The organism is Pseudomonas allii (assembly GCF_055380095.1).
The window spans coordinates 2,519,347-2,531,831 of record NZ_AP039450.1; the positions used below are offsets into that span (position 1 = coordinate 2,519,347).

The 12,485-nt window shown below is 64.4% G+C and carries 12 protein-coding genes; 9 read left to right on the forward strand and 3 right to left on the reverse strand.

Going from position 1 to position 12,485, the window contains the following annotated elements:
* Positions 1-20: 20 nt before the first annotated feature.
* Positions 21-617 carry a type II secretion system protein GspJ gene (locus ACZ445_RS11590; protein ID WP_058427243.1) on the reverse strand — a complete coding sequence of 199 codons (597 nt, stop codon included), beginning with the start codon at positions 615-617 and terminating at the stop codon, positions 21-23.
* Positions 614-1,066: a type II secretion system minor pseudopilin GspH gene (gene gspH, locus ACZ445_RS11595; protein ID WP_310863510.1), complete on the reverse strand. Its 453-nt coding sequence runs from the start codon at positions 1,064-1,066 to the stop codon at positions 614-616. The genes ACZ445_RS11590 and gspH overlap by 4 nt, the downstream gene beginning before the upstream one ends.
* Positions 1,067-1,159: 93 nt before the next feature.
* Between gspH and ACZ445_RS11600 the strand changes: the two genes are divergently transcribed.
* Positions 1,160-1,591: a type II secretion system protein N gene (locus ACZ445_RS11600; RefSeq protein WP_179029607.1), complete on the forward strand. Its 432-nt coding sequence runs from the start codon at positions 1,160-1,162 to the stop codon at positions 1,589-1,591.
* Here ACZ445_RS11600 and gspI read toward each other — a convergent pair.
* Positions 1,578-1,943 (reverse strand): type II secretion system minor pseudopilin GspI, encoded by a 366-nt coding sequence (gspI, locus tag ACZ445_RS11605; RefSeq protein WP_058427240.1) that lies wholly within the window; start codon positions 1,941-1,943, stop codon positions 1,578-1,580. The genes ACZ445_RS11600 and gspI overlap by 14 nt on opposite strands.
* A gap of 148 nt (positions 1,944-2,091) precedes the next feature.
* Here gspI and gspG point away from each other — a divergent pair, with 148 nt between their 5' ends.
* From gspG to ACZ445_RS11645, 8 genes are all read left to right on the forward strand, one after another.
* Positions 2,092-2,541 carry a type II secretion system major pseudopilin GspG gene (gene gspG, locus ACZ445_RS11610; RefSeq protein ID WP_058427239.1) on the forward strand — a complete coding sequence of 150 codons (450 nt, stop codon included), beginning with the start codon at positions 2,092-2,094 and terminating at the stop codon, positions 2,539-2,541.
* An 8-nt stretch (positions 2,542-2,549) separates the two neighbouring features.
* Positions 2,550-3,419, forward strand: coding sequence for a type II secretion system minor pseudopilin GspK (gene gspK / locus ACZ445_RS11615; RefSeq protein ID WP_160329179.1), 870 nt, complete (start codon positions 2,550-2,552; stop codon positions 3,417-3,419).
* Positions 3,416-4,474, forward strand: a complete 1,059-nt coding sequence (gene gspL / locus ACZ445_RS11620) for a type II secretion system protein GspL (protein WP_464708336.1) — start codon at positions 3,416-3,418, stop codon at positions 4,472-4,474. The genes gspK and gspL overlap by 4 nt, the downstream gene beginning before the upstream one ends.
* Positions 4,467-4,979: a type II secretion system protein GspM gene (gene gspM / locus ACZ445_RS11625; protein WP_058427236.1), complete on the forward strand. Its 513-nt coding sequence runs from the start codon at positions 4,467-4,469 to the stop codon at positions 4,977-4,979. The genes gspL and gspM overlap by 8 nt, the downstream gene beginning before the upstream one ends.
* A complete protein-coding gene (gspD, locus tag ACZ445_RS11630) occupies positions 4,976-7,252 on the forward strand; it encodes a type II secretion system secretin GspD (RefSeq protein ID WP_310863509.1) in 2,277 nt (758 codons plus the stop codon). The genes gspM and gspD overlap by 4 nt, the downstream gene beginning before the upstream one ends.
* 775 nt (positions 7,253-8,027) lie before the next feature.
* The gene (gspE, locus tag ACZ445_RS11635; RefSeq protein ID WP_464708337.1) at positions 8,028-9,446 is read left to right on the forward strand and encodes a type II secretion system ATPase GspE; all 1,419 of its coding nucleotides are present in this window, start codon (positions 8,028-8,030) and stop codon (positions 9,444-9,446) included.
* The gene (gene gspF / locus ACZ445_RS11640; RefSeq protein WP_058427213.1) at positions 9,446-10,657 is read left to right on the forward strand and encodes a type II secretion system inner membrane protein GspF; all 1,212 of its coding nucleotides are present in this window, start codon (positions 9,446-9,448) and stop codon (positions 10,655-10,657) included. Before gspE ends, gspF begins: the two co-directional genes overlap by 1 nt.
* Positions 10,658-11,106: 449 nt before the next feature.
* Positions 11,107-12,330: a substrate-binding domain-containing protein gene (locus tag ACZ445_RS11645; protein ID WP_058427212.1), complete on the forward strand. Its 1,224-nt coding sequence runs from the start codon at positions 11,107-11,109 to the stop codon at positions 12,328-12,330.
* Positions 12,331-12,485 lie beyond the last annotated feature (155 nt).

Genomic DNA, 12,485 nt, shown 5'->3' on the forward strand with positions numbered 1-12,485 from the left:
GGGCGGCCAATTCGCCGCCCCTACTTCAACGGTCCCACCACCTGCCGATACTTCTCCACCCCCTGCGGCGTCTGCCGCACCAAGCTTATCTCCAGTCCCAGCGGGTCTTCGCGGCGATTGCCGCTCAGTTGCCGCCAACCTTTGTCCGCTTCCCATACGCGTACCTGCAGGTCACTGACACCGGTCAGCACCACCACGCCGTCCTTTGCCGCCGGCAGCGGGTAGCGGTCCCGCGCGGGGGCGGCAGCGCGGTAGAGTGCGTCGCCCTTGAGCCACCAACGTACCCGTTGCAGGCCGTCGCCTGCCATTGGGGCGCTGCGGATCACGTCGAGGCGAAAGCCCTTGCTGTCGGAGCTGCGCACGGTCACGGCGGCCAGTCCCTCTGTTTGGGTGGTTTCCGGGGGCGTCAGTTCGACACTGGCACGCAGGCTGATATCCCGTTGCATCTGGTTCAGTGCGCGCAGCAGCACTTCGGTTTGTTCGGTGCTTGCCTGCAAATGCTGATCGGCGCGGGTGACGCTGTCCAGCCCGCGCCAGGCGATCAGGCTGACCACCGCCATGAGCATGATCGCCACCATCACTTCGATCAGGGTGAAGCCTTGCTGTGCCGGCTTCATGGTTGGCTGACCACGCGCATCAAACCGGCGGCGTCGCGTTGCAGGCTGAGGCTGTGTTGGCCGTCGGACAGCACCACGCGCAGCGGTGGGTTGATCCATTCAGCGTTGAGCACCAGGGTTTGCCGGGGTTCGAGACTGATCTGCATCGGCGTGCTTTCCCACAGGCGTGGGCGCAGTTGGTCGTCGTGTTTAAAGGTGTCGAGGCCCTGGCCGTCGTCCCGCTGGCGGTTGAAGCGAAAGCCCTTGGCATCCGCGCGCCAGGTGATGGGGCGGCCGTCGGCGTGGGCTTCGGCCTGGGCGACTTGCAGCAGTTGGCTCAGGCGCTCGGCGTCTTTGCGCAGCAGGTGCAGCGGGTCGGGCTTGATGGTGAGGCTGATGGCGGCGCTGGCGATGCCGATGATCACCAGCACCACCATCAGCTCGATCAGGGTGAAGCCTTGCTGTTTCATCGCGGGCCACCTGGAGAACTGGGGAGTGTGTGAAATAAAAGCGTGCGAATTGACCTGTAGGCTGGTGCGACGGACAAACAGGAGGTCCTCCCCATGACATTTGCCCCTCGTTTCACCCTGGCCCACGGTGTGCAGGCTGTGGGTGTGCTGGCCGCGCTGGCGGGTGTGGCGGTATGGACGCCGCTGCTGCTCACCAGCGCCGAATCCCACACGCCGCAAGCCACGCCCCAGGCACTGGCGGCGCGCAGTGATAACCCGGCGCTGCAATGGTTTTCCAATGCGCCGACGGCGTTGCAGGTCAAGGTCACCGGCGTACTGGCGGGAGCGCGGGGCGCGGTGGCGATCCTCAGTCTGAATGACGGCCCGCCGCGCAGCTTTCTGCTGGGTGAACGGCTCAGCCCCGGTGTGCGGCTGACGGCCATTGAGGGCGATGGGGTGGAGATCGAGCGCGGCGGCGAGAAGCTGCGCGTCAACCTCGACAAGTTGCCGCCGGGGCCTGCGCTGCCGCTGCTCACTCGGCCATGACCTGGGTGTCCAGCCGCGCCAGGGGCGGTGCTTCGCGGCTGGCGTCGAGTACTTGCAGGTTGACCTGGAACAGGCGGCCGTCGGCGTTGATGGTCTGCTCGCAGCGCAGTTTCAGGCGGCCTTGATCGCAGGTGAAAGTCTTCTTGCCGCTACGCAGGTGGCCTTCCAGGCGCAGTTCGGCGAGGCGACTCTGCGCCGCCAGCAACGCGATGGATTTGTCCCGCAGCAGGCCGTTGCTCTGGGTCATCAACCCGGCCACGCGCACAGCGGCGGCCATGGCCACGGCGATGATCGCCAGCGCCACCAGCACTTCGATCAGGGTAAAACCTTGCTCCTTGCGACGGCCGTACATGGCGCTCTCAAAGCCGGGAAACAGGCCCGCAGACTAGCGCCGGCAGTTGACCGATTGGCGACTGAAACTCCCGAGGATTTTCAATACGACTGACATGTGTTCTTGCAACACTGCGCCACGAATTGCACTCAAGCCAAGGAATGTCGAGATGGATATCGCGCGCCTAACGTCCCCATTGCCAGGCCCTCGCGGGCAACGTGGCTTCACCTTGATCGAGATCATGGTGGTGGTGGTCATCCTCGGGATCCTCGCCGCGATGGTGGTGCCCAAGGTTCTCGATCGCCCGGACCAGGCGCGGGCCACGGCGGCCAAACAGGACATCGGCGGGTTGATGCAGGCGCTGAAGCTCTATCGCCTCGACCACGGCACTTACCCGAGCATGAACCAGGGCCTCAAGGTGTTGGTGGAGCGCCCGGCGGACGCCAAGAACAGCAACTGGCGCGCCTACCTGGACCGCCTGCCCAACGACCCATGGGGCCACCCTTATCACTACCTCAACCCGGGCGCCAATGGTGAGGTGGACGTGTTCTCCCTCGGCGCCGACGGCCAACCGGATGGCGATGGCGTGAATGCCGATATCGGCTCCTGGCAGCTCTAAGGCCCGCCATGAAACGGTATTCGCCCCCAGTGGCGAAGCAGCGCGGCATGGCGATTATCAGCGCCTTGCTGATCGCGGCGGTGGTGGCGGTACTGGCCGGCGCCATGCTCACGCGCCAGACCGTATTTACCCGCAGCCTCGAAGCCGAGCAGCTGCGCATCCAGGGCCAATGGTTGTTGCAGGGCGGCCTGGAGCGCAGCCGGCAGCTGCTCTGGGACGCCCGTCAGAAAGACGTGCTGACCCGTCTCGACCAACCCTGGGCGCGGGCCCAGGGTGGTGCCTTCGAGGGGCGTATCGAGGACGAGCAAGGCAAGTTCAACCTGCGCAATCTGGTCAACCGCGAGCAGGTGGACACCGAGCAACTGCAGAGTTTCGAACGGCTGTGCCGCCTGATCGGTGTCGACCCGGCGGTGAGTCGGCGCATCAGTCAGCGGGTGATTGCATCTTATGAACCACCCGCCAAATACCCGATGCTGCGCAGCCTGGATGAGCTGAGCGGGATCGAAGGCCTCGACCCCTTGGTGTTGCAGCGCATGCAGGCCTATATCAGCGTGTTGCCCGGCCCAACCTGGGTCAACGGCAACACCGCCAGCGCCGAAGTGCTCAGTGCAGTGGTGCCCCAGCTCAGCCTGGCCCAGGCCCATGGATTGGTGGCCGAGCGTGACAGCGGGCAGTGGTTTATCAACCGGGGGGATTTCGTCAACCGCCTGCACCTGCCCCAGGTGGCGGTGGATTCGGTGCAGGTGGGCATCACCAGCGAGTGGTTCCGCGTGCAGGGCCAGGCGCGGCGCGAGCAGCGGCGGGTCAGCCTCGACGCCTTGTTGCACCGCCCCGAAGACCGGCTGCCCCGGGTGATCTGGTCGCGGGTGGGCGTATGAAACGCTTGCGCATTGGCTTGCCGCCGCTGGATCAATTGAGCGCGCAGAGCCAGGTCCGGTTTGCCTGGGTGGAGCGTGGCGTGGTCATTGAAGAGGGCGACGCCAGCCTGGCGCAGTTGGGCCAGGCGCGTCAGGCGGCGGACTGTTTCCTGCATCCACGGGACAGCCTGCTGACCAGCCTGGAGCTGCCGCCATTACCCGCGGCGAAGACCGCTGCCGCCGTGGCTTGTGCCGCCCAGGCGTTGATCCTCGGCGCGGTTGAGCAGATGCAGGTCGCCCACGGCCCTCGTGAAAGCGATGGCCGCGTGCAGGTGGCCTGGGTACCCAAAGCCGGGCTGGAGCGGTTGGCGCAGTTGCCACTCAAGCTGCGCGGCCTGTACCCGGCGCCCTATGCGCTACCGGTGGGCGCGGCAGTGTTGGATAACGGCTACCTGCTGACCCGTGACAGCCTGCAACAAGGCACGGTGCACCCGCTGGGGTTGCAGGCGCTGGACCTGCCATTGGTGGATGCGGCGCAGCGTTGGAGCGGGCCGGTGCCCACATGGGGCTTGCATGGTCGCCTCACACAGCCCTCGACCGGCGGATGGGGCAGGGCACTGGCCTGCGTGGCGCTGGCCATGGCCATCTGGACCCTGGGCCTCAACCTGTACGCCGCCCGCCAGGTGGAGCAAGGCCAGCGACTCAAGGCGCTGATGAGCCAGCAGGTGCGCCAGGCGTTTCCGGCGTTGCCGGTGGTGCTCAACCCCTTGCAACAGGCCCGCCAGCAATTGGCCGCACGCCAGACCGGCGCGGCCGCCGACCCGGGCCAACGCTTCCCGGGCCTGCTGCAACTGGCGGGCAGCAACCTGCCGTTCATGGTCGGCAGTGTCGACAGCCTGACGTTTGAACAGGGGCGCTTGCGTGTCGAGCTGCTCGCCGACAGCCGTAACCCGACCGCCGAAGGCGAATGGCAGGCGGCGTTGGCCCAGGCCGGTTTCAGCGCCAGCCGCGATGGCCATGCCTGGACCATTGCTCCCGCGCAAGCCGCAGAAAAAACCGGAGCCGGCGATGAATAAAGTCCAGCGACTGCGCAGCCAGGCCCGGGTGTTCTGGAGCGGCCTGGCCCTGCGCGAAAAACGCATGCTCGGCGGCGCCGGGCTGGTTCTGGCCAGCCTGTTGACCTGGCTGGTGCTGGTGCAGCCCGCGTTGAAGAAGATCGATTACTGGCAGGCCGAAACCCCCAAGCTGCGCGCCCAGGCCGAGGCCTTGCAGGTGTTGTTGCAGGACGTCGCCGCGCCCAGGCCGGGCGACGAAGCCGCGTTGCGCCAGGCGCTGGACAGCGCCGGGTTGCAAGGGCATTACCAGTTGCAGGCGCTCGAACCCAGCGGGTGGCGCCTGACCTTCGACAACGCCCCGGCCGATGCGGTGGTGGGCTGGCTGCTGGGCAATGCCCGTTCGTTTTCCCTGGAGGTGTCCGAGGCGCGTTTACAGCGCGGACTCGATACCGTCGACAACTCGGCCGGCACTGTGTCCGGGACCGTTCGCATGGATCAGGCGCTTGGCGCTAAGGAAGCTTCATGAAGTGGTCAGTCCCCCCTTTCCGTATGGTCGCGCCGCTGCTGGTGCTGGCCCTGAGTGCGTGCAGCAGCCAGGACGCGTCCAAGCCGTTGCTGGTGGACAGCGAGCTCGGCCAACCCCTGGCGGACACCCGTCGCAGTGGCGAGACCGTCCTCGACCGGCAGAGCCAACCCGCGCCCAAACCACCGGTGCAGCACCGCGTCACCAACAGTGCTCGCGGCCATGCCCCGGCAGCTGTCAAGGCCCGCAACCCGCTGGGTGACCAACCGGTGCAGCTCAACTTTGTCGACGCGGATATCCAGGCGGTGGTACGTGCACTGTCCCGTGCCACCGGCCAGCAGTTCCTGGTGGACCCACGGGTAAAGGGTAACCTCACCCTGGTCAGCGAAGGCCAGGTACCGGCGCATCAGGCCTACGACATGCTGCTGGCGGCGTTGCGCATGCAGGGCTTCAGCGTGGTCGATGTGGGCGGCGTCGCCCAGGTGGTGCCCGAGGCCGATGCCAAGCTGCTCGGTGGGCCGATCTACAGCGCCGGCAGCAGCGGCATGCAGACCCGCACCTTCCGCCTGCAATATGAAAACGCAGTCAACCTGATCCCGGTGCTGCGCCCCATCGTGTCGCCGAACAACCCGATCAACGCCTACCCCGGCAACAACAGCATCGTGATCACCGACTACTCGGAAAACCTGGCGCGGGTGGCGCAGATCATCAACGGTATCGACACCCCGAGCGCCATCGACACCGACGTGGTGATGGTGCAAAACGGCATCGCCGTGGACATCGCCGCCATGGTTTCCGAGCTGCTGGAAACCCAGGGTGCGGACCAGACCCAGAAGATCAACGTGATCGGCGACCCGCGCTCCAACTCGATCATCATCCGCTCCGGCAGCCCGGAGCGGACGGAACTGGCGCGCAACCTGATCTACAAACTCGACAACGCCCAGAGCAACCCCAGCAACATGCACGTGGTGTACCTGCGCAACGCCCAGGCGGGCAAGTTGGCCCAATCGCTGCGCGGCTTGCTCACCGGCGAGAGCGATTCCGGCGTGAGCGACGATGCCCGTGGCAAGCTCAGCGCCATGGGCGGCAATGGCAAGAACCCCGCCCAAGGCGCGAGCAACGCGCAAAACAGCAGCGGCACCCCCACCGGCAGCGGTGTGCAGCCGGGTTATGGCCAGGCCACCGGCTCGACCACCGGCGCAAACGGCACCGCCAAGGATCAGGACACCGCGTTCAGCGCCGGCGGCGTGACGATCCAGGCCGACGCCACCACCAACACGCTGCTGATTTCCGCGCCGGATCCGTTGTACCGCAACCTGCGCGAAGTCATCGACATGCTCGACCAGCGCCGCGCCCAGGTGGTGATCGAAAGCCTGATCGTGGAAGTCGGCGAAGACGACGCCACCGAATTCGGCGTGCAGTGGCAGGCCGGCAACCTGGGAGGCAAGGGTGGGTTTGGCGGCGTGAATCTGGGCGGTAGCGGTGTGAACAGCGCACCCACCAGCAAGACCAGCATCGATGTGTTGCCCAAGGGCCTGAACGTGGGCCTGGTCAACGGCACCGTGGATATTCCCGGCATCGGCAAGGTGCTCGACCTCAAGGTGTTGGCCCGTGCGTTGAAGAGCAAGGGCGGCACCAACATATTGTCCACGCCTAACCTGCTGACCCTGGACAACGAAGCGGCGAGTATTTTTGTGGGGCAGACCATTCCGTTTGTCACCGGCAGTTATGTGACCGGCGGCGGGGGCACCAGCAACAACCCGTTCCAGACCGTGCAGCGTGAAGAGGTGGGGCTCAAGTTGAACGTGCGGCCGCAGATTTCCGAGGGCGGCACGGTGAAGCTGGATATCTACCAGGAGGTCAGCACGGTGGATGCGCGGGCGTCGGTGGAGGCGGGCACGGTGACCAACAAGCGGGCGATCGATACCAGTATTTTGCTGGATGACGGGCAGATCATGGTGCTCGGCGGGTTGCTGCAGGATGGGTATAGCCAGAGCAATGACGCGGTGCCGTGGTTGTCGGATATTCCGGGGTTGGGGGCGTTGTTTCGCAATGAGAAGCGCAGTGTGAACAAGACCAACCTGATGGTGTTTTTGCGGCCCTACATTATTCGGGACAGTGGGGCGGGGCGCAGTATTACGTTGAATCGGTATGAGTTTATGCGCAGGGCGCAAGGGGGGTTGCAGCCGGAGCATAGTTGGGCGATGCCGGATGTGCAGGCGCCGCAGTTGCCTGCGGTGGAGAAGGCGATTCCTGGTTCTGGGGGGAGACGGTGATTGAGTACATATCCGTTGCTGCGGTAACGGCTACTTATGGTTCCGCTCTTACAGCGGCTCACTTTTGGAAAGGCCCAAAAGTAAGCAAAAGGCCTTCGCCCCACCACTCGGCACCTCGCCTAGGCTCGGTGTGCCCTCACTCCGGCTTGAATCCGTGGGCCGCCGCCACGCGCCATCCATGGCGCGGGGCGGCTAACCCGGCGTCCTGCCGGGTTACCCACGGATTCAAGCCTGCGTTCGGCCAGCGTGGTTTTACGGGGCGCCGAAGATCAAGAGCAAGAGCGACTCGCTGCGCATCGTTGTTACGCTTTTTGCTCTCTGTAGGAGCGAGCTTGCTCGCGAAGACCTCGAGAACGCCGCGTTTATCCTGGTTTCCCGCGTCATCGTTGACGACCTTCGCGGGCAAGCCCGGCTCCTACAGGGGGAACACGTTCGCTTCAACGATCCGGTCGGCTACCAGGCCGCCGCGCTTTGCTTTTGATTTTGATCTTAGGCGCCCCGTCAAACACGCTGGCCGGAATTCGGCAGGGATTTGGGGGGTAAACCGGCAGGGATGCCGGTTTAGCCGCCCCGCGCCATGGATGGCGCGTGGCGGCGGCCCCCCAAATCACTGTCGAATTACGGGCACACCGAGCCTGGGCGAGGTGCCGAGTGTTGGGGCAAGAGCCCTTTGCTTACTTTGGGGCTTTTCCAAAGTGAGCCGCCGTAAGGGCGGAACCATAAGTAGCCGTTACCGCAGCAACGGATATGTACACCTACAAACAGGGCCAAAACCATGAGCCTGCTCCCGTACGCCTGGGCCAAATCCCAACGCATCCTCCTGCGCCCCACCGAAGCAGGCCACCTGCTGACGGTCTGCCCCTCAACCCCCGGCTGGTCCATCAGCGAAGTCCACCGCCAATTCGGCCCGGCCCACCTCGAACAGGTCCGCGACGACGAACTCGACGGCCTGCTCACCGCCGCCTACGCCGACACCGGTAGCGCCGCCGCCGTGGTGGGCGCCGCCGAAAACGAGGTCGACCTCGACCGCCTGATGCAAGACATGCCCGAAATCACCGACCTGCTGGACACCCAGGACGGCGCCCCGGTGATCCGCATGATCAACGCCTTGCTCACCCAGGCCGCCCGCGACGAAGCCAGCGACATCCACATCGAACCCTACGAAACCCATTCCGTGGTGCGCTACCGTGTCGACGGCACCCTGCGTGACGTGGTCTCGCCACGCAAGGCATTGCATGGCGCGCTGGTGTCGCGGATCAAGATCATGGCCCAGCTCGATATCGCCGAAAAACGCCTGCCCCAGGACGGCCGTATCGCCCTGCGCGTGGCCGGGCGGCCCATCGATATTCGCGTGTCCACGGTGCCCACCGGCCATGGCGAAAGGGTGGTCATGCGCCTGCTGGACAAACAGGCCGGGCGCCTGCAGTTGGAAACCCTGGGCATGGAGCCGCAACTGCTGGCACGCCTGGATACGCTGATCCGCCAGCCCCACGGCATCGTGCTGGTCACCGGGCCCACCGGCAGTGGCAAGACCACCAGCCTGTACGCCGCCCTGGCGCGGCTGGATGCGAGCACCAGCAATATCCTCACCGTGGAAGACCCGGTGGAATACGACCTGCCGGGTATCAGCCAGATCCAGGTCAACGCCAAGATCGACATGACCTTCGGCCTGGCCCTGCGTGCGATCCTGCGCCAGGACCCGGACATCATCATGATCGGCGAAATCCGTGACCTGGAGACCGCACAAATCGCCGTGCAGGCTTCGCTCACCGGTCACCTGGTGCTGGCGACCCTGCACACCAACGATGCGGTGTCGGCGGTCAACCGGCTTATCGATATGGGCGTGGAGCCGTTCCTGTTGGCGTCGTCGTTGCTCGGCGTGTTGGCCCAGCGCCTGGTGCGCCGCCTGTGCCCGCACTGCAAGCAGGAAGACCCGGCCGCGCCCGGCACCTGGCGCCCGGTGGGCTGTCCGCAGTGCAATCAGGTCGGCTACAGCGGGCGTACCGGGATCCATGAGTTGTTTTGCGTCGACGACGCGGTGCGCAGCCTGATTCATGAGGGCGCCAACGAGCAGGACCTGCGCCAGGCGGCCCGCCGCGCCGGGATGTTGAGCATGCGTGAAGACGGTGAACGCTGGGTGCGCAGCGGTGCCACCGCCCCCGAAGAAATCCTGCGTGTGACACGGGACGCCTGATGAATCGCTATCGCTATGAAGCCGCCGATAGCAGCGGCAAAGTCGAGGCCGGGCATGTGGAGGCCGACAGCCAGAGCGCAGCCTTTGCCAACCTGCGCAGTCGCGGTTTGACCGCGTTGCTGGTGCAGATCGAAGGCAATCAGCAGGCCGCGACGGGCAGCAGCCTGTTCAGCGCCAAACTGTCGGACAACGACCTGGCCTGGGCCACGCGGCAACTGGCGAGCCTGCTGGGTGCGAGCCTGCCGTTGGAAGCCGCGCTGAGTGCCACGGTGGAGCAGGCCGAGAAAAAGCATATCGCCCAGACCCTGGCCGCCGTGCGCGCCGATGTGCGGGGCGGCATGCGCCTGGCGGATGCGTTGGCGGCGCGACCGCGGGACTTTCCGTCGATCTACCGCGCGTTGATTGCGGCGGGGGAGGAGTCCGGTGACCTGGCCCAGGTGATGGAGCGTTTGGCCGACTACATCGAGGAGCGCAACAACCTGCGTGGCAAGATCCTCACCGCGTTTATCTACCCCGGTGTGGTGGGGCTGGTGTCCATCGGCATTGTGATTTTCTTGCTGAGCTACGTGGTGCCCCAGGTGGTCAGCGCGTTCTCCCAGGCCCGTCAGGATCTGCCGGGGCTGACCCTGGCGATGCTCAACGCGAGTGACTTCATCCGCGCCTGGGGCTGGTTGTGTCTGGCCGGGATCGTCGGCGGTTTCTGGAGCTGGCGCCTGTACCTGCGCAACCCCGTGGCGCGGCTGAATTGGCACAGTCGCGTGCTGCGCCTGCCATTGATCGGGCGTTTTGTACTGGGGTTGAACACGGCACGATTCGCCTCGACCCTGGCGATCCTCGGCGGTGCCGGCGTGCCGTTGCTGCGGGCCCTGGAGGCCGCGCGGCAAACCTTGTCCAACGACCGGCTCGACCAGTGCGTCAGCGACGCCACCGCCAAGGTGCGCGAAGGCGTCAACCTGGCCCCGGCGCTGGCGGTGGAAAAGGTCTTCCCGCCGGTGCTGATCCACCTGATCGCCAGCGGTGAAAAAACCGGCTCACTGCCGCCGATGCTGGAGCGTGCGGCGCAGACGCTGTCGCGGGATATCGAACGGCGGGCCATGGGCATGACCGCGTTGCTGGAGCCGCTGATGATCGTGGTGATGGGGGCCGTGGTGCTGGTGATCGTCATGGCGGTGCTGTTGCCGATCATCGAGATCAACCAACTCGTCACCTGACGGTGGGAGGGGGCTTGCCCCCGATTGCGCAGAGTCAGTCAAAACATCTTTGGCTGACCCACTGCAATCGGGGGCAAGCCCCCTCCCACATTTGAACTGTGTTTATTCAGTGGGTTTTTGTGCGCACCTGATGCTGCCCCGTTCAACCTCGGGTTCCTCATTCCGTCACATCCCGACAGCCCATGCCGCCTCCAGCCAAACGCGCTGAAACCTCGCTGTCACCTGCGCCCAAAACGCTCGGAATCATGACCAAAACACCCGAGAATCTTTTTAAAAATCAAGGTGTTCCTCCCGAGGTTTTTTCCTACAAACGTCATCGGAAACTGCGAATTTCTCTCCCATGGTTTTAACCCCTGGCCACCCCCTGAACACGGCTCGGGACCGAAGCCATGGCGTCATGCAAGAGCCATCTACCCCAAACGTACAAACACGACGAAAGGAGATTCTTCATGTTTAAGCGCAACGTTCTCGCGGTATCCATGACCCTCGCTGCACTGTGCTCGGCCCAGGCTGCAATGGCTGACATCAACGGCGGCGGCGCCACTCTGCCAGAACCGCTGTACAAGACTGCTGGCGTACTGACTGCCGGTTTTGCCCAGTACATCGGTGTCGGCAGCGGCAACGGCAAGTCAGCTTTCCTGAATAACGACTACACCAAGTTCGTCGCCGGTGTGACCAACAAGAACGTGCACTGGGCCGGCAGCGATTCCAAGCTGACCGCCGCTGAACTGCTCGCTTATCAAAACACCAAGCAAGCCGGTTGGGGCAAGCTGATCCAGGTCCCTTCGGTGGCCACTTCGGTTGCCATTCCTTTCAACAAAACCGGTGCCGGTAACGTCAACCTGACCGTTGACCAGCTCTGCGGCGTCTACTCGGGTCGTCTGACTACCTGGGACCAGATCACCCCAGGCCTTACCGGTACCATCCAAGTGGCTTACCGTAAAGGCGCCAGCGGCACGACCGAGCTGTTCACCCGTTTCCTCAATGCCAAGTGCAACCCGACATTGGAAAACGGTACTTTCGCCGTGACCCAGACGTTCGAAAGCAGCTTCTCCCGTGGCCTGCCAGCGGGTGCAATCAACCCTCTGCAAGAAGTCAACCCAGCCAGCACTACCACGCCTAAAGAAACCTTCAAGGACACCAGTGAAGGTGTGATGGGCTTGCTGAACAACGCTCAGAACCGCATTACCTACATGAGCCCGGACTGGGCGGCAACCAGCGTCGCCGGCCTGGGTGACGCAACCAAAGTCGCCACGATCGGTGGTGTTTCGCCTGCGCCTGCCAACGTTTCGGCCGCGATCAACGCGATCCAGCCGCCAGCCGTCGCCAGCCGTGGCGACCAGAACGTCTGGGTGCCTGTGTTCGCCGCGACTACCAACCCCAACGACGCCAGCGTCGTGCAATACCCAAGCACCGGCTACCCAATCCTGGGCTTCACTAACCTGATCTTCAGCCAGTGCTATGCCAACGCTGATCAAACCACCCAAGTGCGTGCGTTCTTCTCCAAGCACTACGGCGCTTTGTCCAACAACGACACGGCGATCACCAACAACCGCTTCGTACCGCTGCCAGCCAGCTGGAAAACCGCTGTGCGTGACACCTTCGTCACCGCATCCAACGGTTTGAGCATCGGCAACACCTCTGTTTGCAACCAAATCGGTCGTCCGCTGTAACCCACGTTTCAACGACCCGCGACACCGATCAGCAACGGCCTGTGCCGTTGCTGATTTTTTTGCGTTAACAGCCCCATGTGAACTTTCCATGACAGAAGTTCAGTCCCCTGCCTCGACAACCGCCTACTCCTCATACGTGAGCCTGTCTTGCTGCC

What these genes read in the sequence shown, in the direction of transcription:
- gspH (WP_310863510.1), bottom strand. Translation starts at nt 1,066, where the DNA reads ATGAAACAGCAAGGCTTCACCCTGATCGAGCTGATGGTGGTGCTGGTG.
- gspF (WP_058427213.1), top strand. Translation starts at nt 9,446, where the DNA reads ATGAATCGCTATCGCTATGAAGCCGCCGATAGCAGCGGCAAAGTCGAG.
- gspK (WP_160329179.1), top strand. Translation starts at nt 2,550, where the DNA reads ATGAAACGGTATTCGCCCCCAGTGGCGAAGCAGCGCGGCATGGCGATT.
- gspM (WP_058427236.1), top strand. Translation starts at nt 4,467, where the DNA reads ATGAATAAAGTCCAGCGACTGCGCAGCCAGGCCCGGGTGTTCTGGAGC.
- ACZ445_RS11645 (WP_058427212.1), top strand. Translation starts at nt 11,107, where the DNA reads ATGTTTAAGCGCAACGTTCTCGCGGTATCCATGACCCTCGCTGCACTG.
- gspE (WP_464708337.1), top strand. Translation starts at nt 8,028, where the DNA reads ATGAGCCTGCTCCCGTACGCCTGGGCCAAATCCCAACGCATCCTCCTG.
- gspI (WP_058427240.1), bottom strand. Translation starts at nt 1,943, where the DNA reads ATGTACGGCCGTCGCAAGGAGCAAGGTTTTACCCTGATCGAAGTGCTG.
- gspG (WP_058427239.1), top strand. Translation starts at nt 2,092, where the DNA reads ATGGATATCGCGCGCCTAACGTCCCCATTGCCAGGCCCTCGCGGGCAA.
- ACZ445_RS11600 (WP_179029607.1), top strand. Translation starts at nt 1,160, where the DNA reads ATGACATTTGCCCCTCGTTTCACCCTGGCCCACGGTGTGCAGGCTGTG.
- gspD (WP_310863509.1), top strand. Translation starts at nt 4,976, where the DNA reads ATGAAGTGGTCAGTCCCCCCTTTCCGTATGGTCGCGCCGCTGCTGGTG.
- ACZ445_RS11590 (WP_058427243.1), bottom strand. Translation starts at nt 617, where the DNA reads ATGAAGCCGGCACAGCAAGGCTTCACCCTGATCGAAGTGATGGTGGCG.
- gspL (WP_464708336.1), top strand. Translation starts at nt 3,416, where the DNA reads ATGAAACGCTTGCGCATTGGCTTGCCGCCGCTGGATCAATTGAGCGCG.